The organism is Arthrobacter sp. StoSoilB22 (genome assembly GCF_019977315.1).
GTDB lineage: Bacteria > Actinomycetota > Actinomycetes > Actinomycetales > Micrococcaceae > Arthrobacter.
On record NZ_AP024652.1, the window covers coordinates 3,510,741 to 3,535,880 of the forward strand.

Sequence of the window (25,140 nt, forward strand, 5' to 3'; positions counted from 1 at the left end):
CCATCCCTCAACCGGGCTTTTCGGCGTATGCTCTCCTCAGCGCTGGATAAACGCGTTTGTTCGCTTTTGGTGGGGCCACTTTTGAAGGCGGGGGTTCAGTGGCAGGAGTGAAGCACGGGGTTCTTCATACGCGCCCGGCTTTGCGGCATGGTTGGCCGCTCTTCCTGGTGCCTGTTGGGGTCTGTTTGGTTTTGCTGGCTTTCGGTCTGGCAAGCGGATCAGGAACCACGACGGCGCAACTCGCCGGCGACCTGGCAATCCTTCTGGCTGCACTCACCGCGCTCTCAACCCATACCCTCGCTGCCCTTGCTGGCCGGAGAAACCCGGACAACAATCCGGGTCGCTGGTTCATCGTGGCCGGCCTGGCCATCTGGAGCGCCGGTCAAACAGTCTGGACCATCAACGGCATCACCCTGAACCACCAGTACCCTTTCCCGTCCTTCGCGGATGTCGGCTTTGTTTGGTACGCGCTGCCCACCTCCATCGGATTAGTGCTGCTGCTAAAAGGCCAAGGGCGCCGCATCCCGCTGCGTCGCACCATCCTGGACGCAGGAGTAGTGGCAAGCTCTACGTTCTTCATTGCGTGGAGCTCCGTGCTGGGACCCTTGGCCGGGGCCACCGGCCAGGACGCTTTTGCCCAGGCCACACAGATGGCTTATCCCATCGCAGACGTCTTCATGGTCTCCGTGGTGATCGTCCTGACCATGCGCGCAGCCCGGGGCCGCAGGCTTCCCTGGCTGAGCCTGGGAATTGGCTTCTGGGTCCTCGCCATCACGGATATGGCGTATATGAGTTTCACGCTCCAAGGCGTATCCGGTGTCACGGGATCCCCTTTGGCGTTGGGGTGGGTACTGGCCTTCCTGTTGGTGGCCCTGAGCCCCTTGCTTCCGGAAGCCGGCACCACGCAAAAAGACGGGCGGGTTTACGCCGCAGCCCTTGAGCTGCTTCCCTACCTGCCCGTGTTCAGTGCCGTGTTCTTCTCCCGCAGCCGCCCCATCGGGGAGGACCGCGTCCTGCTGCTCACCGGGCTGGTGGTGATTGTCTTTGTGATGGTGCGGCAGGTGCTGATCGTCGTCGAAAATGTGACGCTGACCCGTGACCTCGAATCGAAAGTGGCCGAACGCACCGCAGAGCTGGAGGGGCTGGGGGCGATCGTGAATTCCTCCGGCGACGCCATCATCGGCGAAACCCCCGACGGCGTGATCACCAGTTGGAACCCCGGTGCCGAGAGGATCTTCGGCTACCCAGCTTCTGAAGCAATCGGACGGAAGGGAGACTTCTTCGTTCCGCAGGAACTGATGGAGAACGAACGCCTCGCCTTGGAAAGCACCGCACAAAGCGGTGAGGTGCAGAACTACGAAAGCCAGAGGCGACGCCGCGACGGCGAAGTCATTCCGGTGTCCGTGACGTTGTCCCCGGTGCGGGGTGAATCCGGCATCCGCGGCGTGGCCACCATCTCCCGCGACATCACCGAACGCAAAGCTGCCGAGAAAGAACTACTGACAGCCCGCGAGGCAGCGTTGGAGTCCAGCCGCCTCAAGTCCGAGTTCCTGGCCACCATGAGCCACGAGATCCGCACCCCACTGAACGCGGTGATCGGCCTGACCTCGCTCATGATGGACACGCCCCTCAGCGAAGGACAAAGGCAGTACGCCCAAGGAGTCAAAGGCGCCGGCGAGGTCCTGCTGACCTTGATCAACGACATCCTTGACTTCTCCAAGCTGGAAGCCGGGAAAGTGGACCTGGACATCAACGTCTTCGACCCCCGTGCGTTAGTGGAGGAAGTAGCGGGGCTGGTGGTGGAAGCTGCACAGGGGAAAAACCTGGAGCTCATTTCCTACTGCCACCCGGATGTGCCGGCACGTCTGATGGGCGACGCCGGCCGCATCAGGCAGATTCTGCTGAACCTGTCATCCAATGCCGTCAAGTTCACCCCCACCGGCGAAGTGGAAGTCCAGGTCTCAGTCCTCGCCCAGGACGCGAACAACGCATCACTTCGCTTCGAGGTCAGGGACACCGGCATTGGCATCAGCGCCGAGAATCATCAAAGGCTCTTCGAATCCTTCGCCCAGGCAGACGCTTCCACCACCCGCCGCTACGGAGGAACCGGACTCGGCTTGGCAATCTCCCGGCGCCTCACCGAAGTCATGGGTGGCAAGATCGGACTGGACAGTGAGCCCGGAGTGGGCAGCCGGTTCTGGTTCGACCTTGAACTGCCCCGTGGCCCGGCCTCCTCCGACACGGAAGACTTACCTGTCACGCTGGCCGGCCGCCGGGTGTTGGTGGTGGATGACAACGCCACCAACCGTCTGGTGCTGGAAACACAACTGGCCAGTTGGGGCATGCTTCCCGTCTCCGTTGCCGACGCTGCGTCCGCCCTGGACGAATACCGTGCCGCTGCCCTAACAAGCCACCCGTACGACATCGCGGTGGTGGACATGTGCATGCCCGACACCGATGGGCTCCAACTTGCCCGCAACATCAAGAACGACGCCAACGGCTCCGGCGGCCCGGGAATCATCCTGTTAACCTCCACCATGCAGGTGGAAAGAAGCGACCTCACCTCAGCCGGAATCCGCGAATACCTCACCAAACCCGTCCGCAGCTCCGAGCTCTACAACCGCCTCCTGCGCGTGCTGGCCACCAAGAGCGCTGGTGCGGCTTCACCGCCGGTGCTTGCCGTTGTTGAAACTTCGGATCCCAGGCCCCGCCTCGGGACGCTGTTGGTGGCCGAAGACAACGAAGTAAACCAGTTGGTGGCGCGCGGAATGGCCAACCGCCTCGGCTACGAAGTACATATTGTGGACGACGGCGAGCAAGCCGTGTCCGCGGCACTGTCCGGCAAGTACGCAGCGGTCCTCATGGACTGCCACATGCCGGTCATGGACGGCTTCGACGCGACCCGGGCCATCCGTGCCCGCAACGGCCACGCCGCCAGAATCCCCATCATCGCCATGACGGCCGGCGCCCTGGACGAGGACCGCGAGCGCTGCTTCGCTGCTGGCATGGATGACTACATCAGCAAGCCCGTGGATCTGACCAAGCTCTCTGAGGTCCTCTCGCGCTGGGTACCGCAACAAGAGCAAGAGTCGACGGCGGCTGGCGGGCTGGACGCTGTTGCGGCGCCGGACGCCGTGGTGGACGCTGTTGCGGCGCCGGACGCCGTGGTGGACGCTGTTGCGGCGCCGGCGGAAGCACCGGCGTCGGACTCTGTTGTCCTTGACCTGGCGCGACTGGAGATCCTCCGCGAACTCGGGCCCGCCGACGGTTTGGGTTTGTTGCCTGAAGCCGTGAAGGCTTTCCGGCAGGATTCCCAAGGAGCTTTGGACACCCTGCGATGGGCGCTGGACACCGGGCACGCCGCAAGGGTGGAGGCCGCAGCGCACAAGCTTGCCGGCGCGTCCGCCAATATAGGAGCAGCCGGTGCCGCCGGCCTGTGCAAGGAACTGGAACGGCTGGGCCACGTTGCGGGACCAGACCTTGGAGCCAGCGGATTGCCAATACTGGACCAATTGCGCGCCGAACTCACGCGCGTGGACGAAGCACTTGAACGAACACTAACGGGGGCACACGTGCGGGAAGCACCACTGCGGGGAACGTCATGAAAATCCTCATCGCTGACGACGACCAGATCTCCAGGATGATCACCAAAGCCGCCGTGGAACAGTCCGGCCATGAATGCATCGTGGCCGTGGACGGCGACTCGGCCTGGGAACTCTACAAGGAACACAGCCCCGAAGCTGTGGTGACAGACCTCATGATGCCCGGCCTCAACGGGCTGGATCTTTGCCGCGCCATCCGTGCGGCCGAGGCCGACAGCTACACCTACGTGATCCTGGTGACCTCCCACGGTTCACGGAAAGACGTTCTGGCCGGAATGGAAGCCGGAGCTGACGACTACGTCACCAAACCACTGGATCCGTTCAGCCTTCACATCCGTCTCCTTGCGGCCCACCGCATTACCTCCTTGCACGCGGACCTTGCCCGGTACCGTTCGGCGCTGACAGAGCAGGCACGGACCGATCCCCTCACCAAACTGCACAACCGCCTGAAGCTGGCCGAAGACCTCGGCACGCTGCACGGCGGGGGCAACAAGGATCACGACTATTGCCTGGCCATGGTGGATGTGGACAATTTCAAAAGCTACAACGACATCTACGGCCATCAGGCGGGCGACGCCGCACTGATTGCCATTGCGTCGACGCTGGCCGGCGCGGTACGAAAGTCCGATGCCGTCTACAGGTTTGGCGGCGAGGAATTTCTCCTTGTCCTGCGCGATCAGCATGTGGACGGCGCAAGGACTGTCATGGAGCGTGTCCGGTCCGCAGTGCAGGACTTGAGGATTGAACATTCCGGCGATCCCGACGGCGTCCTGACCATCAGCGCTGGAATCTCCGCCTTTACCGCCGGTCACCGGGCAGGAACCGAACAACTCCTGCGTGAAGCTGACCTGGCGCTCTACGCGGCAAAGGCCTCCGGCCGGAACCGGGTGTCCTTGGCTGGTGCCCTCCGCTCAGAATGACCGCGCCCTAGGCCCGCCACGGCCGGGCACAAAGTATGTTTCCGGTTTCAGTGGGATCACTCCGCCGGGAAACAGTGCATCTACCTGTGTGGGGTATTGCCTGATGCGCCCGGGTTTTGCGTCAAGGCCCTCGTCCCAGGCCCACGGAACGAATCCCATAGCGGACAAGTACCGTTCATCCGGGCCGGCCGTCAGATCGTAGGGAAAGTCTGAATACATCACCACGTTCTCAGGGTGTCCTTTGCCTACCTCGCGAGTGATGAGGTGGTCCACGTGCTTCCCCACACCCGCCGGGCAAAACAACAGCTCGGCTTGGGTTTGCGCCATGAGAACTGCGACGTCGGTGCGGAGCTGGCGGATGAGTGTCCGATCCCCTTTGGCGACCCTTCCGTGCGCGATATCAAACCTGTAGGTGGGGTACCGGTGCGTCAGCTCCGGGAGCAGCCGGTCCCATGCGCTGCTCCCCATCGCTAATGGCTTGCGTCGGCGTCGGAACAGTGCGTCCACCTCCCCCAAATGTATGGATTGCACTCCCATGTCCTCCAAGACGGCGCGGTCCTCGGACTGTCTCGCCTGGAACAGTTCCCCGGCGTCCGGAACGGTGCATTGGCGCATGAAGGACCGTGCTGCGCGCGTAAGCGGTGCCGGTGTTGCCTCGGTGAAGATCGTGGCCACGATAATCTCGCGTCCTCGGGCCTGTGCTTCAATCAGCGCACCGCATGACAACACAGCATCATCAAGATGGGGTGACAAAAACAGCCACGGCGCGTCGCCTGCCATGGAACGTTCAACTCGTGACGGAAACGGCATTCAGGACCTTTCAACGTGGCGGACAGGCTGCTGCCGGGTTTGAAGTTCATTGAGGTGGGCAAGCGCGCTGTGGTAGGTCCGCGCCTGCATCCCGGCGAGCGCATCCCAGTTATAACCGGCGGCAAATTTTCGTCCCTGCTCAGCCACGTGCGCCAACCCCGCCTGTGAATAGCGGCGGGCAATCTCTTCTCCCAGGGCCTTAACATCGAACGCTTCCACGATCCACCCCGTGCCCGGCGGGACGATCTCCTTGAGGCAGGGAATATCAAAGGCGATCACCGGAGTGCCTGCCGCAAGGGCATCGATGGCCACCAGTCCGAAGGTCTCGTGCCGGGACGGCACAACCAACAAACGGGCGTCGCTGAGTGCCTGAAACTTCTTGTCGCCGGACAGCCATCCGAGCATCCGCACGCGATCGGAGAGACCCGCTTGCTGAATGGACGTGCGCAACCGTTCTTCGTCCGGGCCCGTGCCGGCAATCAGCAAGTTACCCTCCACCTGCTCGCAGGCGATAGCCCAGGCTTCCAGAAGGAGGTCCAGGCCCTTGTGCCCGTACTCCAAGCGCCCCAGAAAGAGGACATCTTGTCCCAGGTGCGGCTGAGTGTTCCATATACCTGGGTCCACGCCGTTACCGATCACATCCACCTGCACGTCCGGGTTCAGTTGCTTGAGCCGGGCCGCGATGCCCTGGGACACGGAGATGAGCCTGCGGTATTTCCGGACGCCCAGCCGCTCTATCCAGTGCAGAGGTAGCTTGTACTGCCGCGCCTTGTCCCTCGCGTGAAGCCATTGGACAACGCCGATGGTGGGGCGTTTGGTCCAGAGGGGTGCGGCCATGGTGGAAAAGGGCGCAAAGAAATCCTCCACCACCAGCTCGGCAGCCGGACGGCGTTTCCGTACCTCCAACGGCAGCCGGACAACATAGGCAACCAACCTGGTCAAACGGTTCTTTCCCGATCCGATGCCGATGGGGACATAATGCACGCCGTCCTCCACACGCTCCTGCCAGCCGGGATACCGGGTGGTCAGGACAGTGATGCGGAAGCCCTGTGCCGCCAGGCGGCGATTGATTTCGTGGGTCCTCACAGACCCTCCCCCTGCCCCGGGCATGCGGGGATCCTCGAAGCCCAGATGCAAAACTTTCATCGCTATTTTTCCGTCCCGAATTCTTTCGAAGGCTCGCCGATGCCATCCTCAGCTGCCACATCAAGGGCGGCGGGATCCACCAACCAGATAGTGGTTTCCCCATTGGTGGGGCCGGCCGTTGTGACCATGGGAGTCGCATGCTCTTTCAGCCAGGCGAGCATGGTGGGGTTTGCATAGCCGTAACCTTGGCTGGTGGGCTTGGACTGGGTGAGGATGTAACTCACGCCGTTCTGTTTCATTAGTGGTGCGGAGGGCCATATCCCGAACCGGGAATCATGCATATACGCAAAGTGACCGGTGCTGTTGGTAACACTGATCCTGGCGTCGGCAGGAAGGTTGGCCTGGATCCAATCATTTGCCCGGACGAAGCCGTTATCCAGGGTTAGTGCCGTGCGAAGCCCCAAGATCACGGTCAGCACGACGTAGCAGACACTGATAACAGCCAGGGTTAGACGGGTTTTGGGGTACCTCTCCCGGATTTCCACCACCACCAGCACTGAACAAATGGCTCCGGCCACCATGACGCCGTATCCGTACTGTTCCTCAAAAGTGCCGAACACTGCGCTGTATACGCCCGCTGCACCCAGAGCCGCACCGGCCAACCCCATGAGACGGCGACCGGGGTGGTGGCTGAAGCACAAGAGCAAACCCACCACCGGGCAAAGACCCAACAAGAAATAGCTGGTCCCAAAATGCCCGCTCTGTTCGATGAGCCTGGACACGATGCTTGGTGAGCCCTCGGAAGTGAACCCGGTGGTCTTCTCCACGCCGGACATGCGCACCAGACCATTGCTCTTGGCCCACACCCAGCTAGGAAAGTGCCCGTGTGCGGCCACCACCACCAGATAGGCCACGTAAGGCAGAAAGCCGAATCCTGTGACCACCAGCCCCTTCCGCCAAGGGAACGACTTCTTCCACACCATTGCCGCAACCACCGGCGCCACCGTGCAGATCAAAAAGAAGTCCTTGCAAAGGATGGAATACCCCAGCAAGAGCCCAGCTGTTGCGAGCCTGAGGAAGGAAAACGGTTTGTGCTGCGAACCCCGGGGTGAGACCAGGAGCAGCAGCCCAGCCAGCCCCGGCACCATGGCCGTGGTTTCAAGGAATGCATGGCTGTTGTTCCGCAAAATAAACGGCTCGAACGCCAGCAGCACCGCCGTGAGCCAGGCGGCGGTAGGAGTTGCCAGTTTCCGGACCAGCAGGAAGCCAAGACCCACTGTTACAGCACCCATCACCGCATTGAGCCAACGTAACTGAAGCGTCACCTCAATGATCTGGCCGGTAATCCCAAAAATCTTCACCACCCCGGCTTCAAGGAGGAAGTACCCGGGCGGGTGGAGGAAGAAAGGCCCGTCCGGCAAAGTGGGGAACTCTCCGGCGGCCACGGACTCACCGAGCCGGACGTACAACATCTCGTCCACCCACAGCTCGAAGCCACGCTCGAGGCCCAGGGCACGGACGCCGAACGCCACAACAACCACAGCGATGAATGCTGTCAGGTTGCTGGAACGCCCCCGGCGCCTCCACCCGCGCACAGGGCCAGGGGACAGCGGTTGAGGCTTGGCCCGGCGGCCTGAAGCCTTGCTGCGCCTGCCAACCTGAGGCCGTCGGGAAATTCTTAAGTCATTCCTGTGCGGCAAAATGCCACGCTGGTAGGCAAGAACGGTGATCCCGCTGATGGCGGCGACAGCAAACCAGACCAAGGGCTGCACCTTCCCGACGAATGCCAGGATCACGATCAGGACGCCGGCCAGGACCAGGAACGTGCCGGCACCACGTCCGGGGCGGGCCGCAGCCAGGACAGGACGCGCCAAGACTGCGAGGACCACGCCAGCCATCACCGCGCCAACAGCCGAGCCAACGGCCATGCCCGTGACAGCGTTCAACTGCCAACCAATCCACAGGCCGCCAATCACCAGGGCACAGGCACACGCCAGACCTATTTGGCAGCGACGGTAAGCGCGCATGGCAAGGAGGATGGTGGAAAGCACCATCAGAACGGCATAGCCGAGGCCGGAAGCCGCCAGCCATGGCAGGAGGCCAAGCGAGCCGTGGTACTTCTGCGGAACAACCAGCCCGGACATCATGGGCGGAGCAGTAGCGATGATGGCGAAGGCCACCACCGCAAGCTGCCCGAAGGAGGCAAAGGAAGCACCAAGCACCTCGCCAGGCTTCACGCCGGGGGCGCGCAAAAGCGGGAATGCTACCAATGCCGTGCCCGCGGCCACATAGACGGGGCCCTTGGCGATGGTGGCGAGCGCTTGGAATCCGGCCGCGTCAACAGAGCCGTTATCCAGGAAGCCGACCACCACCACATCCACACCCACCAGCACGGACACCACACACAGGACCGACGCGATATCACTGGTTTCAGCCCATCGCCACTTCTGAAGCAACACCCGGGGACGCCAGCGGAGATCCTGATAGAAGCCCCACGGCACCACCAACGGTGCCAGGCAACCCACCACAAAGCCGAGGACCGCTCCCCCTGCGCCCCATGCCATCACAATGACCAGCAGGCTGAAGAGCAACCGCAGGACCACCTCGCCCATGGTGGACACGGCGTACCACGTGAAGCGCAGCTCCCCCTGAAGCCAACCGGCGGGCGCGTTCACCACGAAAATGGCAAAAGCGGCGAGAGCCACCGCAGCAGCCAGCTCCGGCGTAGCAATGGCTAGCGTCACGCTGCCTGTGATGGTGGCGGCGACCAGTCCGGCCAGGCAGGACACGAACACCGAGAAGGCCACGCCGTCCTGCCGCTCCCGGGACCCCTGCCGGTGTACGGCCACCACATGTGACAGAGGCAGCGGCACCAGCGCGTTGGCAACGATTCCCACCACCCCAAGGATCATGGCGGCGGCCGCAAATTGTGTGTAGTCCGCTGTGCCCAGCATGTTGGCCATGAGCAGGGAACACGCATAGCTCACCACTCCCACGAGGCCGGCTGACACAGCAAGGAAGCCACCGTTTTGGGCTATGTTGACGTCCTGATGCGGAGTCCCCTTCCTACCTTCCGCCCTGGGTCTCAAGCTCACTATCGGGGTCATTGTCTGATCGGATACAACCACTGATCAGTTACCGTTGCCGACCATCGAGGGCATCGGCCGGGGCGAAGACACTCCCTGGCCCGGCAAGCAGGGTACCGTGTCCCGCGGAGTGGATCTCCGCGGAAACCACCCCGAGCCGTTTCATCGCAGCGGAGGCCTCGAATTCATCGCGGCCTTTCATGATGATGGATACGTTGCCGTCAGCCACTGCATACTCATCCGTCGGCCTCAGTGCTGCGGCGAAATGGGCATCGCCGGATTCCTCAAACTGAACCGGTAATTCGTACTGAACCAGAGTGGAAAGATCCGAGTGGCGGGCCAGGGGGTCTCCGCCGTCCCGCTGCATCATGATTTCCTCCAACAGCACCCCGGTGAGCAGCTTGGTGCTACGGTCCCATGTAAAGCAACGGGCCCATTCACGGCACTCACCGGAGACGATGATGGCGGCCTCCGGCGCAGCCAACTCGGTCATTGCATCAACTATGGCGGCGCCAAAATCCTTGGGATTGTCCACCAGCCATCCGGTACGGCCATCCACCACGGAATCCCTGATACCCGGAACCCTCAAAGCCAAACAGGGCACTCCCCAGGCTGCTGCTTCAATCACCGAGCAACCCCAGCCTTCGGAAGCGGACGTGGAAGCCGTCATCCAGGAGCGGCTCAGCAAAGCATCACGGACGTCGTCGGATTGGTATCCGTGGAAGGTGACGGCGTGGACCAGGCCGAGATCCATTGCCAGTTGCTGCAGCCGTGCCCGCTCCGGCCCGTCACCGACGATGTCCATGCGCAGGTGCGGAAGCTTCCGCGCCGCAACAGCAAACTGGCCCAGCAGGAGGTCCAACCGTTTGTGGGGCACCAAACGGCTCACGACGGCGATGGTGGGCTCAGCGGCCCGCGTGGAAACAGCCGGCGGGATATCGATGGTTCCGTTCGGCACCACATGGATGGGGGCCGAGAATCCGAGCTTCCGCAATTCCATGCGCGTGGAAGGGGATACTGCCACCATGGCTCGCTGCCCATAGACCGTCTTGGCGCCGGTGCTTTCGAGAAAGCGGCCCACGGCGGCCATGGGCGGAGAAAACCGGGTGCGGAACTGATCCTGGTGAACGTGGTGGACCAGATGGACGATCGGGATGTCTCTGCGCAGGAACAACGGAGAGAAGAACGGGATTCCGTTTTGGCAATCCACCACAGCATCGAACCGTCCGTTGGTGCGCAGGAGCCTCAGTGCTGCCTGTCCATAAAGGGAGAGCGCTCCGCCGCCGCGCAGAACGCGAATGCCGTCAATGATCTCCTCGGCCGCCTGGCCGGCATCGCGCCCCGTAAACCACGTGACACGAACTCCGCTGTTCACCCATCGGCGTGAGATTTCATGCATGTACTGCTCGGCACCGCCGGCCTGGGAGTGCATGACGTCGCGCCAATTCAGAACCAACACGTGCTTTCCAGCGAGCATGGTGGGTGAATTCATGTCAGTTGGGGAGTCCGTCATGATGCTGCTTTCTGAAGTTGGATCACCGAGGCAAAGCTGGCAACTCCGTCCTGGAAGGGGCGGAACGTGGACTCTGCCCCATCGGTCCATGCCACGGGCAGTTCCACAATGCCGGCGCCGTTGTCCTGAAGCCTGAGGAGCAGTTCAACATCGAAGGCAAATCCGGTACTGCGGCACTGCACCATGGCAGCCGTGAGCGCGTCACGTTCAAAAAACTTGAACCCGCACTGGGTGTCCTGGATGCCTTTGACCTTTGACTTGGTCAGTGCCCGGAAGGCCGTGCCACCCATTCGGCGCCCAAGGTGTTGAGGCACAACAAGGGTGGAACCCGGGGCGTAACGGGAGGCGATCACCGCCGCCACGCCGCCGGCAAGGTAAGACATGGCCAATGTGAGCGTTTCCAAAGGAGTGGCGAGGTCGGCGTCAAAAAAACCCGTGTACTTGGACGTCCCGCTCAGGAGGCCGCGCCGGACAGCCGCCCCCTTTCCGCGACGGGAGCAGCCCACCAGCGAGATAGGCACAGAGTCTCCCTTCTCCCGGGAGATCCGGCGGACAACCGAAGCGGTGTCGTCCACACTGCCGTTATCAACCACCACAATGCGCGAAGACCATGGCTGAACTGCCAGGAAATCCACGGTTTGAGTCAGGGTGCCGGAGATCCTTGAGGCCTCGTTGTAAGCCGGGATAATGACTTCGAGATCTACGTAGGAGCGACGCAAAGAGTCTGGATGCCGCTTTGCCTGAAAACTTTCCCTCCTGCCGATCTGAACACTATGCGCGTGAAGCGGAACCATTTGAATCTCCAATATCCGGGAACGGGGCGTAAATCGTGCTCGCACTATGGAGTGGCGCCACCAGGCAACTCATGACGCTGGTCCGGCGCGTTGTGCTCCAAGTCATGGGCCACTCTCACAATTCGCCCGCACCCCGGCCGCTCTGAGCGAAATTGCTGGTTCTGTGTCAGAGCCCGTCTATAGAGTGGCCACATGAGCCACACTTCTTCCGTCCCTGCCGCTGCCAAGGAAACTACACTCCAGCCTCCTGTCGCCCAGCAGATCCCCACCCGCCGCGAGCATCACGGCGATGTCTTCGTGGACAACTATGAGTGGCTCAGGGACAAGGAATCAGCCGAGGTTGTTGACCACCTCAAAGCAGAGAATGCCTACCAGGAAGCGGTCACGGCGCACCAGGAGCCACTGCGTGAGGCCATGTTCCAGGAGATCAAGGGCCGGACCCAGGAAACGGATCTCTCCGTACCCAGCCGCAAGGATGGCTGGTGGTACTACAGCCGTTCGGTGGAGGGCAAGGAGTACAGCATCCAGTGCCGCGTCCTGGCCAACAACACCGGCGATCCTGTGGCGGACTGGACTCCCCCGGCAGTTGACGCCGGCGTCGCTCTTCCCGGCGAGGAGGTACTCCTGGACGGCAATATCGAGGCAGAAGGCCAGCCGTTCTTCAGCGTCGGCGGTGCCGCCGTGACCGTCGACGGCAACCTGTACGCCTACGCGGTGGACAACTCCGGAGACGAACGCTTTACCTTGCGGATCAAGGATCTACGCACTGGCGAGCTCCTTCCGGACATCATCGAGGACATCTTCTACGGGGTTGCTTTCTCCCCGGACGGAACCCGCCTTTTCTACACCGTTGTGGATGATTCGTGGCGGCCCTACCAGGTGAAGGCACACCGGCTGGGTACGCCTGTGGCCGAGGATGAAGTCATCTACCAGGAGGACGACGTCGCCATGTGGCTCGGCTTCGACCTCTCCTCCGACCGCCGGCACTTGGTGCTGAGCGTCGGCTGCTCCGAGTTCAGCGAAACGCGGCTGCTCCGCTTCGAGGACTACGACGCCGGACTCACCACCGTCATCTCCCGCGACCACAAGGTTCTCTACGAGGCTGAGCCCTTCCTGCTGGACGGCAAGGAAACACTGCTCCTCACCCACAACAAAGACGCCATCAACTCGATGGTGAGCCTGGTGCACCCGGCCAACCTCACCAAGCCGCTGGCTGAGCAGGACTGGCGCACCGTCGTCGAGCACTCCGACGCCGTTCGTGTCAACGGCGCGGGAGTGACGTCCACGCACTTGGTGTTGTCCGTCCGCAAGGACACCATTGAGCGCGTGCAGGTGATTCCGCTGGCAGGCTTGGGCACGGCGGCTCAGGGGACGCCCGTGGAGCCTGCCTTCGATGAGGAGCTCTACACTGCAGGTGTTGCCGGCTCTGATTACGAAGCCCCGGTGATCCGCATGGGTTATACCTCGTACTTCACGCCGTCCCGCGTCTACGACTTCGTCCTGCCTACAGCCGAACAGCCCCGTGGCGAGTTGCTGCTCCGCAAGGAAAGCCCTGTGTTGGGTGGCTACTCGGCAGCGGATTACGTCGCCACCCGCGAATGGGCAACGGCCGACGACGGCACCCAGGTCCCGCTGTCAGTGCTTCGTCACGCGTCGGTCAAGCAGGATGGCACCGCCGCTGGTTTGGTATACGGCTACGGCTCGTACGAAATGAGCATGGATCCCGGCTTCGGCGTGGCCCGCTTGTCCCTTCTGGACCGCGGAATCGTCATGGTTATTGCCCACATCCGCGGGGGCGGTGAACTGGGACGCACATGGTATGAGGATGGCAAGAAGTTCACCAAGAAGAACACGTTCACCGACTTCATTGCGGCCACGGACTGGCTGGCAGGCTCCGGCTGGGTTGATCCTTCGCGTATTGCTGCAATGGGTGGATCCGCCGGCGGACTGCTCATGGGTGCGGTGGCCAACATGGCGCCGGAGAAGTACGCTGCCGTGGTGGCGCAGGTACCGTTCGTGGATGCTCTGACCACCATCCTGGACCCTGAGCTTCCGCTGTCAGCCTTGGAGTGGGAGGAATGGGGCAACCCCATCACGGACCCCGAGGCCTACGCGTACATGAAGTCCTACACTCCGTACGAGAATGTGAAGGCTGCGGCCTACCCCAAGATCGCTGCCGTGACGTCCTTCAACGACACCAGGGTGCTGTACGTTGAACCGGCCAAGTGGGTGCAGGCACTGCGCTCCGCATCCACCGGTTCCGAGCCGATCGTCATGAAGATCGAAATGGATGGTGGCCACGGCGGCGCATCGGGCCGGTACGTTCAGTGGCGCGAGCGGGCTTGGGATTACGCATTCATCGCCGATTCCCTCGGTGCCACGGAGCTGCTCCCCGGGGCCGGACTCAAATAAGAGTTTTAGTACAGGTGATGCCCTCATGAAGCCTGTCCGGGGGCATCAGCTGCGCTAACCTCAGCTTTGGTGCGCCCTGAGCAGTGCGTAGTAGCCAGGGATGAGATCCGGAGACGTTGGGTTGCTCAACGGGCGTGTCTCGATGCTCGCTGAACCGTCCCGCACGAGGTTCCAATCCGCCGTCGGGAAGGCCTTTGCCCGTTGCGTAGCACCGAAGCGGCCAGGCATAGGCAGTCCCCGGATGGCTCCCTCAAGCGGAGCCGGAATGAATTTCCGTGTGGCCCCGAGGTGGCTGACATAGTCCACGGGGGTGCCCGGGAAGTTGGTCTCGGCCAGGAAAACGCCACCGCGGGCCCCGACGACGGGCAGCAGGTTTGCGGCCAAAGCGGCCTGGCCATTGCGGTCCAGTACGTGCAGAACACCTCGGATGAACACGTTTGCGTTTCCCGTCCAGCCCGCAGCTTCAAGGGCCTTTCCCACCGTCTGCGCAGCGTCAGGTGCCGTCATGTCGCACACGGCGAACGACGCCGTCGTGATTCCTGCTGCTTCCTGCCGTGCGCGGTCCACTGCGTTGGCGGAGTAGTCGAGCCCCAATGCGTGCGGGAAATGCTGGGCCAGTAGCCGGGTGAAACTGCCGTTCCCGCACCCAACATCCACTATGGGGATCGTAGGATCCAACAGCTGCAGGTGGGGAAGATAGCTGTTCAATTCATGAGCGCTTCCCGAGTCCCACAGGACATCGCCGGCGGCACCGGTGGAACGGATTCTGCCCCAATACTGGTCCCAGGCCGTGAGCGGATCCTTGGGGGCGGCCGAGGAAAGCCTGATGAGCCGGGGTATCAGCAGGTACTTTCGGAGAGCGGAGATCATGCTCCAAATATATGGGGCGCTACGCCTCCACCAGCCACTCCAACGCTTCTGTTTCGGACGTGAAGAACTTGGTAGGGCATGGCGGCTTCATGATGCCCAGGAAGAAATTGGCAATAACCCTGTCCACCGGGGATGAACCCCAGAGAGCGATCCGGGAGGCCTGGCAGGGTTTGGCAAAAACTGATCGGGCACCCCTGGTGACATCGTCCGTTGTTGCCATGTCAACAATCATGGGGTGCCTGTCCGTTCCGCAGAGTTCGTTGACCTTGTCCATGGCCCTCTGCGCGTCCCGTTCCTGGATCCGGGCGCCACGCGGCCATGTCAGGCGCAGTATCCCTGGCTGTTCGAGCTCCAATTCGAACATCACTTCCTGGTGGTCTTGCGGTGTAGCTGGGTGGTCCACAATTCTCCTCGCACATTCAAGGCAGCTGCAGGGAAACCCGGAATGGATCGCCCCTCGCTCATTCCCTCAAGGCTGTCTAATCCCGGAGCCAAAGTAAAGGTGTGACCCGCGACTCAAAAGCTCATTTCCGGTTGGGCGGCCGCTGGCCGCGATGCCGCTGATAGTGTGTTGCCAAATCCTGAAATAATGCGCACCAGTGGTGGAACGGAAGGGGCTCAGTGGGCGAGACCGTTGCCGGGGAACAGCATGCCTCGCGTTCGGCAGTCGTAGCGGACTCCAACCATGACCGCATGGCGGCCACTACATCCGCGCTACACGCCGCGGGTTTCCAGGTTTTTTCTGCCAAGGATTCTGCGTCCATGGCCCACCACCTTCAACAGCAACACCCCTCGGTGGTGGTGGCGGAGAACGCTCTCGCTCATGGACTGGGCATCCTTGGAGCTCCCGTGCTGCTCCTTCTTGATGAGCAGGAGTCCGTGGACCTTGAAGAAGTGGAGTCCTGGCGCGTAGCGGACTACGTCATCAACCCCCCGCGTCCAGGGGAACTGGTCCACCGGGTGGAGACCCTGATTGGCCGGGCACGGGAACGCTCACGTTCCCGGGGCGAAGTCGAAGCGCTGCGGGAAAGCCTCCGCAACGTCTCTTCGGCAATCCGGCAGACCAACGATCCGCAACTCATCGCAGAGCACGTGGTTCGAGGATTTGGTGAGGCCTTGGACGTGGACCACGTCTGGTTCGCCACTTTCCGTGATGAACGGGTACCCAGTATCCGGGCACAATGGAACCGGCCCGGTCTGCCGCTCCTGCCCGCCAAGTTAGGCGAGAGCGGGGACATCATCACCCAGACGGCCAACAAGCTATGGTCCGACGCCGATGTCCTGGCTGTGGAGGACCACCGCGAATTCCCCGATTCAGAAATCGCAAAGGCACTGAGGGGATGGTCCGGAGAGCTCAAGCCGGTCTCCACTGTGCTGCTCCCCGTGGGCGAAGGCGCCTCCGCCATGGGAATCATCCTCTTGTCCACGGTGAAGGAGCGGCACGACTGGACCCGCCCGGAAATCGCCTTGATGCAGCACGTCGCCGGAAACGTAGCCCACGGGCTCATCCAAGGCCACCTCATCAGCGCCCAACAGCGCGTCCTGCACCAGCTAAGGCAGCTCGATAAGGCCAAGACTGACTTCCTGGCCACCGTAAACCATGAACTGCGGACGCCCCTGACGTCCATCACCGCCTACCTTGACATGATCCAGGACGGTTCCGGCGGCCCGGTTCCCGACGGCATCAGGAAAATGCTGGAAGTCATTGCCCGGAACTCAAATCGCTTGCGCAGGCTGATTGAGGACATGCTCACCGTGTCCATGCAGGACGGCAGCAACTTGGACCTTAAACCGGTTGATATAGACAAACTCCTCCAAGTGGTGGTGGCAACGCTCCGTCCCCTGGCCGAATCCCGCCACGTTTCCGTGTCCTTCACGGAGGCCGCCGAGGACATTGAGGTCACGGCAGACGAAGCCAAGCTGGAACAGGTGTTCACGAACATCGTGGCCAACGCCATCAAGTTCACCCCCGAGGGCGGCCGCGTTGGCATCACCAGCGCCATGTCCGCGTTCGAGGATGGCGGCCCCGCAGCCCTCGTCCGGATAGCGGACAACGGCCTTGGCATCCCTGAGCACGACCTCCCCCACATCCTGACCAGGTTCTACCGCGCTTCCAACGCCACCTCAGCGGCAGTGCCGGGGAGCGGACTGGGGCTGGCAATCGCCAATGACATCATCAGCCGTCACATGGGACGTATGGCCTTCGACTCCATCCTTGGGTCCGGGACCACGGTGTCGGTGGAGTTGCCGGTGGGCGGGCCGTAGTTGTGAATTGCGAGCCAGCGGCTGTGACATCCGAGTCAACGCGGGGCCCAAAAAATTTGGGCTCCCGTCACTAATAGTCGACATCCGGCGAAACAAAACTGATGCCCCGGGCAGCAGCCCGGGGCATCAATTCAGCTAATGAGGCCTTGAGAGGCGCTCCCCCAATGTTTAGTTCGGCCACCAACCGATGCTGGTGGTGTTCGTCTTACCTGTGGTGGTGCTGTTCGGCCACCAGCCAATTGCCGTGCTGTCCTGCGTAGGCTCGGCATTGGCCGGGGCAGCGAAACCGGTGACTGCCAGAACCGCCGCCATGAGCAGGGTTGCCGCAAATTTTTTCATCCGCTATGCCCTTTCGTACTGATGCGAATTTGTTGACCGTGACTTGAATAAAGTCACGGGGCAAACTATACGAGCTTTTCTTCCGCAATGACATGGATAATGGGCATATGCAAAGTCCACACCTGGCCCCCCACCTTGTTGCCGGACTCAATGCACGCGCCAAATGGAAGGTGCGGGACTTTGACGAGGCCTTCAGTCTGGCTGCAGAGGCTGCCGAACTGGCCCGCGACGCCGGCGACGAAACCGCTTGGTGGAACATGCGCTACTTGCAGGCGGAGTGCCTGCGCGATCAAGGAAGCATCGAAGAATATCTGGCACTGGCCATCACACTGAATGAGCACAGTCTTACCGCTACCTCCCCCGAGCTCGGGGCCAAGGCTGGAACGATGGTGGCCATTGGGTTGCAAGGCCTAGGCCGGCTTGCCGAAGCTGCAACCGTGGCAGCAGACGCGGCAAAACTCGCTGCCGCGGACCCCGATCTCCTCTACGTCCAGGTCCTGGCCCAGCGCGCCCTGATCGCGGCCTTGGCGGAGAGCCGGCTGCTGGATGATGCATGGCGGGAATGTCTTGTCCTGGAGACCTTGATTACCGACGACGTTGATGAAGACACAGCGGGCAAGGGTTATTGGGTGATCGGTAACGTTGCTTTTCTGGCGGACCGGGTAGCGGATGGGGGCCGGTACCACGATCTGGCCGCCGAAAGGCTTTCACCGTCCAAAGATGTTGATTTGTGGGCACGTTTCAACCGCGCTTCAGCCGAAATGCGCCTGCAGGCAAAACTCGGTGACGCGGCCACACTTCGCTGCATTGAGCGGGCAGAACTGGCTACCGACATTGTGGGTGGATCCGAGCGGGACCACCTGGAAATGTCCTTGGTCCGCGCTCATTGGAATTACCTGGCCGGTGATATGCATGAAGCTTTGGCCATCCTGGAACCGCTGTGTGCCCGCTCCTCTATTTTGGCTACGCAAACATCCGCCGAAGCGCATTTTCTTTTTGGGCGGACTTTGCTGGAATCACAACGACTTGAAGAAAGCCTCACGGCATTCGAAGAAGCAGCCATACTCTTCGAACAGGCCGCCTTGCCGGAGCGCAGCGCAGCCGTCCGCGAACACCTTCGGCAAAGTGTCAGTCGCCGGGGCGGGCCACACGGGGAGTGAGCATGCCTGACGCAGAATCGTACTCCGCGAACGACCCCCGCTTGGGGCTACTTCTTGAGGGCATCGTGAGGTTGGCCGCGGGTGACCTGCACACCAGGATTGAAGTATCCGATGCCCGGGACGAAATTGACGCCGTGATCATGGGGACCAACCTCTTGGCCGAAGACCTGCAGATCGTCTACGAAGAACTCGAGCAAAGGGTGCAGGCCCGCACACGGCAGCTCAATGAAGCCCATCTGGCAATGCAGCGGATGGCAATGACCGATCCCCTGACAGGCTTGAGCAACCGCTCCGCTTTCGCCAACGCCCTGAGCGAGGCCCAGGCTCATGGCGTGCTGGGCAACCAACGGCCCGCAATCCTGTTGCTGGACATGGACGGGTTCAAAGCCATCAACGATTCCCTGGGGCACACCATCGGTGACAAGGTCCTGGAAACAGTAGCCACGCGTATCAGCGGCGCGGTTCGCGAACAGGACATGGTGGCGCGCATGGGCGGCGACGAGTTCGCTGTCCTGCTTCCCGGCGTGACGCCTTCGGAGGCCAGCGCCATCGGCAGCCGTATCCTCACCGCTGTGGCGGATGTGATGGAGATTGAGGGCCAACACCTTCGCTGCGGGGTCAGCATGGGTCTTCGAATGGCCGATCCTGGCCATCGTGCGGAGGAACTCATGATGGAAGCGGACATTGCCATGTACGAGTCCAAGGCCAACGGACGCGGCAAGCTCAAGGTGTTCGAACCTGACATGCTGCTTGCCCGGCAAATGCGGAATCAGATGGTGGGCGAACTCAAAGAGGCGATCGCCGGTTCTCAGTTGGTGCTCTATTACCAGCCGATCATCAGGCTGGACACCCGCGGGATTGAGGGCGTGGAAGCCTTGGTCCGGTGGAACCACCCCACCCGTGGGATCATCATGCCCGACGAGTTCATCCCCATTGCCGAGGAAACGGGCATGATTTCCGATCTGGGCGGCTGGGTGCTCCGCACCGCCGTCGAGCAGTTGAAACAATGGCGCAGCGACCCCCTGACCTCGGCCCACGACTTCAGCATGCGCATCAATGTTTCAGCGGCGGACCTGCAGCGGCTGGAGTTCATTGAGGACGTACGCGAGGCCCTCTCTTCAGCCGGACTGGACCCGTCGCTGCTGGTCCTGGAGCTGACCGAAAGTGCTGTTATTCAAGGCAACGACCTGGACCGTTACACGCTCAACAGCCTCCGGCGCCTCGGAGTGGGGTTGGAAATCGACGACTTCGGCACGGGCTACTCCTCCATCAGTTACTTGCGCCAACTGCCCGTGGACACGGTCAAGGTGGACCGGACGCTCCTTTCGGCCTTGGGCAGCGACCCCGCGCAACCGGCTCTCCTGGCTGCTGTCCTGCAATTGATCCGCGCCTGCGGACTGGCGGCAGTGTGGGAAGGCATCGAAAGCGCTGAGCAAGCGGAGTATCTGCTGAGCATCGGTTGCACCAGCGGCCAGGGATACTATTTCAGCCGTCCGCTGCCTGAGGCGCAGTTGACCGAACAACTGAAGCACCACAAGACCTGGCCCGTCAGCTGATGGTCCGCGTCCAAGGGTGGTGCCGGGTGCGCCATTCGGAGTCCAGGATCGCGTAGATGTTCTCCGTGGCCCACTTGCCCTTGTAGTGCCAGTTGTCCACCAGAGTTGCTTCAAGCCGCATACCCAGGCGTTTGGCGACGCCGGCAGATCCTTCATTGAGGGCATCCAGCTTGGCATCCACGCGGTGGAATGACAGTTTCTCAAAGGCCAGCCTTAGCACGGCCTCCGCTGCCTCAGTGGCGATTCCGTGGCCCTGGGCATCAGGGTGGAGGATCCAGCCCAGCTCAGCTTGCCCGGTTCCTTCAAGCCACTTCAGCACAACCTCGCCCATCAGACCCGGATGGTCCTGGCGCTCGATGGCAAGGCACACCCAGTCCCCTTCCTGCTGGAACTCGAAGTTCGCGTAGCGGCCAAGGACTTCCATGGACTTGGTTTTGCTCAGCTCGTTACGTAGGAGGAACCGCGCAGTTTGGGGAAGGGACTGGTATCCATGGAACCGCTCAAGGTCCTCGGCCTCGAAGCGCCGCAGGATGAGTCGATCGGTGGTGATGGGAAGCTCAATTTCGGGCATGCTTCCGAGGCTACTAGGTGCAGGCGATTCGTGGTCCAGCCTTGACACGTGGCGCGATCTGGGATTACCTAATGAACATTCGGTAAATAAAGCTGGAGGCAATGACGCATGGTTGAAACAACCCTCTCCGGTGCACAGCACCACATCCTGACGAACGACTACGCGTCTGAATGGATGGGCATTGAGGTCCTCAAACTCGACGACGGCCACGCCACCATCCGCATGCACCTCCGTCAGGAAATGCTCAACGGATTCGGCATGGCCCACGGCGGAATGATCTTCGCCTTCGGTGACACAGCCTTCGCCCTGGCCTGCAACCCGGCCAACCCCACGCCCAAGCAAGCCGCCAACATCACGGTGGCGTCCGGCGTCGACATCAACTTCATCAAGCCCGCGTTCCAAGGCCAGGTGATCACCGCCGTCGCCAACCGCCGTGCGAGCACCGGCCGAAGCGGCCTCTACGACATCCAGATCTACGCGACCAACGCCGACGCCGCCCCCGACACCGAGCCCGGAGAACTCATTGCTGAGTTCCGTGGCCGCAGCCGCACCATCTCCAAGAAGTAGGAATCCCATGACGCAGAACACCGTGGCCGCACCCGCAGCTTCCTCCTCCAAGGAGGCCGACGCCGTGCTGGACCGTGAAGAGACCATCTCCCGCGACGAACTCGAGGCCCTGCAGCTCACGCGCCTCCAGCACACGGTGACGTACGCCTACGATCGCGTGCCGCTGTACAAACGGAAGTTCGATGAGGCCGGCGTGCACCCCTCGGACCTCCGCGAGCTCAGCGACCTTGGAAAATTCCCGTACACCACCAAGGAAGACCTCCGCCTGGAGTACCCCTTTGGCATGTTCGCCGTCCCGCAGGACCAAGTGGCACGCATCCACGCCAGCTCCGGAACCACCGGCCGGCCCACCGTTGTTGGCTACACCAAGAACGACCTCGCCAACTGGGCAACCCTGGTAGCCCGTTCCTTCCGCGCCTCCGGTGTCCGCCCCGGCATGAAGGTCCACAACGCCTACGGCTACGGCCTGTTCACCGGCGGCCTGGGCGCGCACGCAGGCGCTGAAGCGCTCGGCTGCACCGTCATTCCCATCTCCGGAGGCCAGACCGAACGCCAGATCCAGCTCATCCAGGACTTCAAGCCGGACGCCATCCTGGCCACACCCACATACCTGCTGACCATCGCCGATGCCATGCTGCACCAAGGCATCGACCCCACGTCAACGTCGCTCAAGTACGCCGTTCTGGGCGCCGAACCGTGGACTGAAGAGATGCGCCACGAGCTGGAAACCACCATGAACATCAAGGCCTCGGACATCTACGGCCTCTCCGAAGTCATGGGCCCTGGCGTGGCCGGCGAAGCTGTTGAGACGCAGGACGGCTGCCACATCTGGGAGGATCACTTCCGCCCGGAAATCATCGATCCGTTCGACCACTCCACAGTCCTGGCCGACGGCGAACCCGGCGAGCTCGTCTTCACTTCCCTCACCAAGGAAGCGCTGCCGATCATCCGCTACCGCACCAAGGACCTCACCCGCCTGCTCCCCGGAACCGCACGTCCCGCGCACCGCCGCATGGGCCGCATCACCGGCCGCAGCGACGACATGATCATCCTTCGTGGTGTGAACCTGTTCCCGTCACAGATCGAGGAAATCGCGCTCCGCATCCCGGAGCTCAGCCCGCACTTCCAGCTGGAAATCACCCGCCCCGAAGGCAAGCGCATGGATTCGCTGACCGTCAAGATCGAGCGCCGCGAGAACGTCCCGTCCGAGGCAGGCACAACGGCGGCACACACCTTGCGCGAGCAGATCAAGATTCACGTTGGGTCATCTTGCGTAGTAGACGTTGTAGAGCCCGGTTCCCTGGAACGGTCCAACGGCAAGCTTCGCCGGATCTACGACATGCGACCCAAGGGCTGAGCACCTTCCACCACTGAGATCGTGAGAAAATGCCAGCATGCCTACTGAGACCACCACCAAGCGCGGACGGCCCGGTTATGACCAGCAGTCGGTGCTCCGCATCGCCGTCGACGTCTTCAACCGCCACGGGTACGACGCAACGTCCATGGGCATCCTGGCTGAGAACCTCGGGATCTCAAAGTCAGCCATTTACCACCACGTGCCGTCCAAGGGCGATCTGCTGAAGCTCGCCCTGGACCACGCGTTGGGTGGCCTGGAAGCCATCCTGGAGGAGCCGTCCGCTACATCCGGGCCTGCTGATGCGCGGCTGGAGTTCGTGCTTCGCCAGACCATTGCCGTGCTGGTGGACCGGTTGCCGTTCGTGACCCTGCTCCTGCGTTTGAGGGGCAACACGGAGATCGAGCGCAACGCCCTGGAACGCCGCCGCGCCTTCGACCACAAAGTGGCCGAGCTGATTGCCGCTGCCCGGGAAGACGGCTCCCTGCGCCAGGACATTGATCCGCGCACCGTCACACGCCTGCTGTTCGGCACCATCAACTCGATCGTGGAGTGGTACAAGCCCGGCGGCTCGCTGTCCCCGGAAAAGCTCGCCGACGACGTGATCACCATGGCCTTCGACGGCCTCCACACGGCCGCCTGACGCTCTCTCACATCCCGCCGCCTCTCGGCCATCCCTCTCTCACATCCCACCCCCTCCCGGCCATCCCTCTCTCACATCCCACCCCCTCTCGGCCATCCCTCTCTCACATCCCACCCCCTCTCGGCCATCCCTCTCTCACATCCCACGGTGGCGGGCGTGACGATGCCCTGGGCCGCCGTCGTCGTGAAATTCGTATCGGCCGCCCTCGTCCTGAACGACAAAACGCCTTTCCACATCTGAGTGGAAAGGCGTTTTGCTGTTTGTTGCAGGAGGGACCCGCCCAAACCCGAGGGATGTGAGAGAGGGACTGCGGTCGTCAAGTTTTTGAGACAGGTCTCGTTGTTGTTTTTGGTTAGGCGGCCAGGGGTTGCTGGGCGCGGGTTTGGTAGTTGGTGTGGGCTTTGGCTGGTGGTATGCCGCCGGCTCGGCGGTTGGGCCGGCGGCGGTTGTACCAGCCCTCGATGTATTCCATGACACCGGTTCGGGCGGCGAGTCGGGAGCCGTAGCGTTGGTGGTGGTAGAACTCGGTTTTGAGGTGGGAGAAGAAGTTCTCCGCGACGGCGTTGTCCCAGCAGACCCCGACTTTCCCCATGGACTGCGTCACCGAGTTATCGCCGCACCATTTCTGGAATTCATCCGAGGTGTATTGGGTGCCCCGGTCCGAATGGAACACCACCGAGGCCCCGGTCAGGTGGCCGTGGTTGCGGGCCATTTGCAGCGCCGCGGTGCACAGGCTCGCGCGCATGTGCCCGGCCATGGACCAGCCGATGACCATGCCGGAGAAAAGATCGATCACCGTAGCCAGGTAGAGCCAGCCCTCACCCGTGCGCAGGTAGGTGATGTCACCGACCAGGCGGGTTCCGGGCACTGTTGAGGTGAAGTCCCGCTTGCCCTCTGCATCGAGCATGTGGTTCTCGATGTGGGCTGTTTTGGCCTGCGGATCCTGGACGGTAGTTGCCTTCCAGGCCTGGGTGCGGACGGCCCGCAGCCCGTGCTCACGCATGATCGCCCCGACAGTGGGGGCCGAGACCCGCACTCCCTTCTCGTTCAAAAGCAGGGTCAGTTGGTCCCGGCCGGCACGGCCCTTCTCCTCCTTATACAGCTCGGTAACCGCGGCGGCGAGATCCTGATGCCGTACTGCCCGCGGGGATGGCCCGGCCGGGTTGCGCCATCGGTAGAACGAGGCCCTGGAAACCTTCAACGCCCGGCATAGCCAGGCCACGGAATGGTTGGCCTTCTCCGCTTCGATGAACTCGTAGAAGCCCTCTACTTTTGCTTCGCGGCAAAGAAGGCGCTGACTTTTCCCAAGAACTCGACCTCGGCCTTCAATCTCTCGTTCTCAGCCAAGGCCTTCCGGTGTTCATCCCAGGACACCGGGCCCGGGTCCACAGGCTCTAGAGCAGGACCGTCCTGATGTTTTCCCCGGTGCCGATGAAGCCAGTTCCCCAACGTGCTCTCCTTCACCCCGAGCTCGTCAGCGACTTGCTTCACTGAACGATCCGAGGACAACACCAGCTGCACAGCTTCCTCACGGAAAGCCGCATCATATTTTCTTCTAGGACCAGTCATTCTGAAGTCGATCTCCCATCAAC

At 62.1% G+C, this 25,140-nt stretch carries 19 protein-coding genes; 9 read left to right on the forward strand and 10 right to left on the reverse strand.

What is annotated here, in order from left to right:
• The first annotated feature begins 98 nt into the window (after positions 1-98).
• On the forward strand, positions 99-3,605 hold the full coding sequence (locus LDN70_RS16295; RefSeq protein WP_223940798.1) for a hybrid sensor histidine kinase/response regulator: 3,507 nt from the start codon (positions 99-101) through the stop codon (positions 3,603-3,605).
• Positions 3,602-4,522 carry a GGDEF domain-containing response regulator gene (locus LDN70_RS16300; RefSeq protein ID WP_142938147.1) on the forward strand — a complete coding sequence of 307 codons (921 nt, stop codon included), beginning with the start codon at positions 3,602-3,604 and terminating at the stop codon, positions 4,520-4,522. Before LDN70_RS16295 ends, LDN70_RS16300 begins: the two co-directional genes overlap by 4 nt.
• Here the strand turns inward: LDN70_RS16300 and LDN70_RS16305 are convergent.
• Genes LDN70_RS16305 through LDN70_RS16325 form a run of 5 tightly spaced genes read right to left on the reverse strand, consistent with a single transcriptional unit; the run spans position 4,514 to position 11,811 of the window.
• Positions 4,514-5,332, reverse strand: a complete 819-nt coding sequence (locus tag LDN70_RS16305; protein ID WP_223940799.1) for a PIG-L deacetylase family protein — start codon at positions 5,330-5,332, stop codon at positions 4,514-4,516. The genes LDN70_RS16300 and LDN70_RS16305 overlap by 9 nt on opposite strands.
• Complete coding sequence (locus LDN70_RS16310; RefSeq protein ID WP_223940800.1) at positions 5,333-6,478, reverse strand: glycosyltransferase family 4 protein; 1,146 nt, start codon at positions 6,476-6,478, stop codon at positions 5,333-5,335.
• A 2-nt stretch (positions 6,479-6,480) separates the two neighbouring features.
• Positions 6,481-9,513, reverse strand: a complete 3,033-nt coding sequence (locus tag LDN70_RS16315) for a glycosyltransferase family 39 protein (RefSeq protein WP_223940801.1) — start codon at positions 9,511-9,513, stop codon at positions 6,481-6,483.
• A gap of 40 nt (positions 9,514-9,553) precedes the next feature.
• A complete protein-coding gene (locus tag LDN70_RS16320; RefSeq protein WP_223940802.1) occupies positions 9,554-11,017 on the reverse strand; it encodes a glycosyltransferase family 4 protein in 1,464 nt (487 codons plus the stop codon).
• Positions 11,014-11,811, reverse strand: coding sequence for a glycosyltransferase (locus tag LDN70_RS16325; protein ID WP_223940803.1), 798 nt, complete (start codon positions 11,809-11,811; stop codon positions 11,014-11,016). The genes LDN70_RS16320 and LDN70_RS16325 overlap by 4 nt, the downstream gene beginning before the upstream one ends.
• A gap of 192 nt (positions 11,812-12,003) precedes the next feature.
• Between LDN70_RS16325 and LDN70_RS16330 the strand changes: the two genes are divergently transcribed.
• On the forward strand, positions 12,004-14,223 hold the full coding sequence (locus tag LDN70_RS16330; RefSeq protein ID WP_223940804.1) for a S9 family peptidase: 2,220 nt from the start codon (positions 12,004-12,006) through the stop codon (positions 14,221-14,223).
• Positions 14,224-14,283: 60 nt separating this feature from the next.
• Here the strand turns inward: LDN70_RS16330 and LDN70_RS16335 are convergent, their stop codons facing one another.
• Positions 14,284-15,093 carry a class I SAM-dependent methyltransferase gene (locus LDN70_RS16335; RefSeq protein WP_223940805.1) on the reverse strand — a complete coding sequence of 270 codons (810 nt, stop codon included), beginning with the start codon at positions 15,091-15,093 and terminating at the stop codon, positions 14,284-14,286.
• A 19-nt stretch (positions 15,094-15,112) separates the two neighbouring features.
• Positions 15,113-15,496, reverse strand: coding sequence for a DUF7793 family protein (locus tag LDN70_RS16340; protein WP_166841768.1), 384 nt, complete (start codon positions 15,494-15,496; stop codon positions 15,113-15,115).
• A gap of 218 nt (positions 15,497-15,714) precedes the next feature.
• On the opposite strand from LDN70_RS16340, the gene LDN70_RS16345 reads away from it, so the two are divergent.
• Positions 15,715-17,358 carry an ATP-binding protein gene (locus tag LDN70_RS16345; protein WP_142938140.1) on the forward strand — a complete coding sequence of 548 codons (1,644 nt, stop codon included), beginning with the start codon at positions 15,715-15,717 and terminating at the stop codon, positions 17,356-17,358.
• Positions 17,359-17,526: 168 nt separating this feature from the next.
• Here LDN70_RS16345 and LDN70_RS16350 read toward each other — a convergent pair whose 3' ends face one another.
• Positions 17,527-17,697, reverse strand: a complete 171-nt coding sequence (locus LDN70_RS16350) for a hypothetical protein (protein WP_017199100.1) — start codon at positions 17,695-17,697, stop codon at positions 17,527-17,529.
• A 107-nt stretch (positions 17,698-17,804) separates the two neighbouring features.
• Here LDN70_RS16350 and LDN70_RS16355 point away from each other — a divergent pair, with 107 nt between their 5' ends.
• Positions 17,805-18,857: a hypothetical protein gene (locus LDN70_RS16355; protein ID WP_142938139.1), complete on the forward strand. Its 1,053-nt coding sequence runs from the start codon at positions 17,805-17,807 to the stop codon at positions 18,855-18,857.
• A 2-nt stretch (positions 18,858-18,859) separates the two neighbouring features.
• Complete coding sequence (locus LDN70_RS16360) at positions 18,860-20,413, forward strand: putative bifunctional diguanylate cyclase/phosphodiesterase (protein ID WP_142938138.1); 1,554 nt, start codon at positions 18,860-18,862, stop codon at positions 20,411-20,413.
• Here LDN70_RS16360 and LDN70_RS16365 read toward each other — a convergent pair.
• Complete coding sequence (locus LDN70_RS16365; protein WP_142938137.1) at positions 20,406-20,984, reverse strand: GNAT family N-acetyltransferase; 579 nt, start codon at positions 20,982-20,984, stop codon at positions 20,406-20,408. The two genes, LDN70_RS16360 and LDN70_RS16365, sit on opposite strands and share 8 nt — an antisense overlap.
• A gap of 108 nt (positions 20,985-21,092) precedes the next feature.
• Here LDN70_RS16365 and LDN70_RS16370 point away from each other — a divergent pair, with 108 nt between their 5' ends.
• From LDN70_RS16370 to LDN70_RS16380, 3 genes are read left to right on the forward strand one after another with little or no spacing between them, the layout of a single operon-like run.
• Positions 21,093-21,551, forward strand: coding sequence for a hotdog fold thioesterase (locus tag LDN70_RS16370; RefSeq protein WP_142938136.1), 459 nt, complete (start codon positions 21,093-21,095; stop codon positions 21,549-21,551).
• Positions 21,552-21,558: 7 nt separating this feature from the next.
• On the forward strand, positions 21,559-22,908 hold the full coding sequence (paaK, locus tag LDN70_RS16375) for a phenylacetate--CoA ligase PaaK (RefSeq protein ID WP_223940806.1): 1,350 nt from the start codon (positions 21,559-21,561) through the stop codon (positions 22,906-22,908).
• A 37-nt stretch (positions 22,909-22,945) separates the two neighbouring features.
• Positions 22,946-23,548 (forward strand): TetR/AcrR family transcriptional regulator, encoded by a 603-nt coding sequence (locus LDN70_RS16380; RefSeq protein ID WP_062071921.1) that lies wholly within the window; start codon positions 22,946-22,948, stop codon positions 23,546-23,548.
• A 352-nt stretch (positions 23,549-23,900) separates the two neighbouring features.
• On the opposite strand, the gene LDN70_RS16385 is transcribed toward LDN70_RS16380, so the two are convergent.
• Positions 23,901-25,117 (reverse strand): IS3 family transposase gene (locus LDN70_RS16385; RefSeq protein WP_223940807.1). Its coding sequence is split into 2 segments (ribosomal slippage): positions 23,901-24,853 and positions 24,853-25,117, totalling 1,218 coding nucleotides; the frame shifts between segments, so codons are not numbered across the junction.
• Positions 25,118-25,140: the final 23 nt, after the last annotated feature.

Bases quoted from the DNA above. Each gene is read 5' to 3' on its own strand.
- LDN70_RS16380 (WP_062071921.1), top strand. From the start codon at position 22,946: ATGCCTACTGAGACCACCACCAAGCGCGGACGGCCCGGTTATGACCAG.
- LDN70_RS16305 (WP_223940799.1), bottom strand. From the start codon at position 5,332: ATGCCGTTTCCGTCACGAGTTGAACGTTCCATGGCAGGCGACGCGCCG.
- LDN70_RS16370 (WP_142938136.1), top strand. From the start codon at position 21,093: ATGGTTGAAACAACCCTCTCCGGTGCACAGCACCACATCCTGACGAAC.
- LDN70_RS16330 (WP_223940804.1), top strand. From the start codon at position 12,004: ATGAGCCACACTTCTTCCGTCCCTGCCGCTGCCAAGGAAACTACACTC.
- LDN70_RS16365 (WP_142938137.1), bottom strand. From the start codon at position 20,984: ATGCCCGAAATTGAGCTTCCCATCACCACCGATCGACTCATCCTGCGG.
- LDN70_RS16320 (WP_223940802.1), bottom strand. From the start codon at position 11,017: ATGACGGACTCCCCAACTGACATGAATTCACCCACCATGCTCGCTGGA.
- LDN70_RS16350 (WP_017199100.1), bottom strand. From the start codon at position 17,697: ATGAAAAAATTTGCGGCAACCCTGCTCATGGCGGCGGTTCTGGCAGTC.
- LDN70_RS16355 (WP_142938139.1), top strand. From the start codon at position 17,805: ATGCAAAGTCCACACCTGGCCCCCCACCTTGTTGCCGGACTCAATGCA.
- LDN70_RS16360 (WP_142938138.1), top strand. From the start codon at position 18,860: ATGCCTGACGCAGAATCGTACTCCGCGAACGACCCCCGCTTGGGGCTA.
- LDN70_RS16325 (WP_223940803.1), bottom strand. From the start codon at position 11,811: ATGGTTCCGCTTCACGCGCATAGTGTTCAGATCGGCAGGAGGGAAAGT.
- LDN70_RS16310 (WP_223940800.1), bottom strand. From the start codon at position 6,478: ATGAAAGTTTTGCATCTGGGCTTCGAGGATCCCCGCATGCCCGGGGCA.
- LDN70_RS16300 (WP_142938147.1), top strand. From the start codon at position 3,602: ATGAAAATCCTCATCGCTGACGACGACCAGATCTCCAGGATGATCACC.
- paaK (WP_223940806.1), top strand. From the start codon at position 21,559: ATGACGCAGAACACCGTGGCCGCACCCGCAGCTTCCTCCTCCAAGGAG.
- LDN70_RS16335 (WP_223940805.1), bottom strand. From the start codon at position 15,093: ATGATCTCCGCTCTCCGAAAGTACCTGCTGATACCCCGGCTCATCAGG.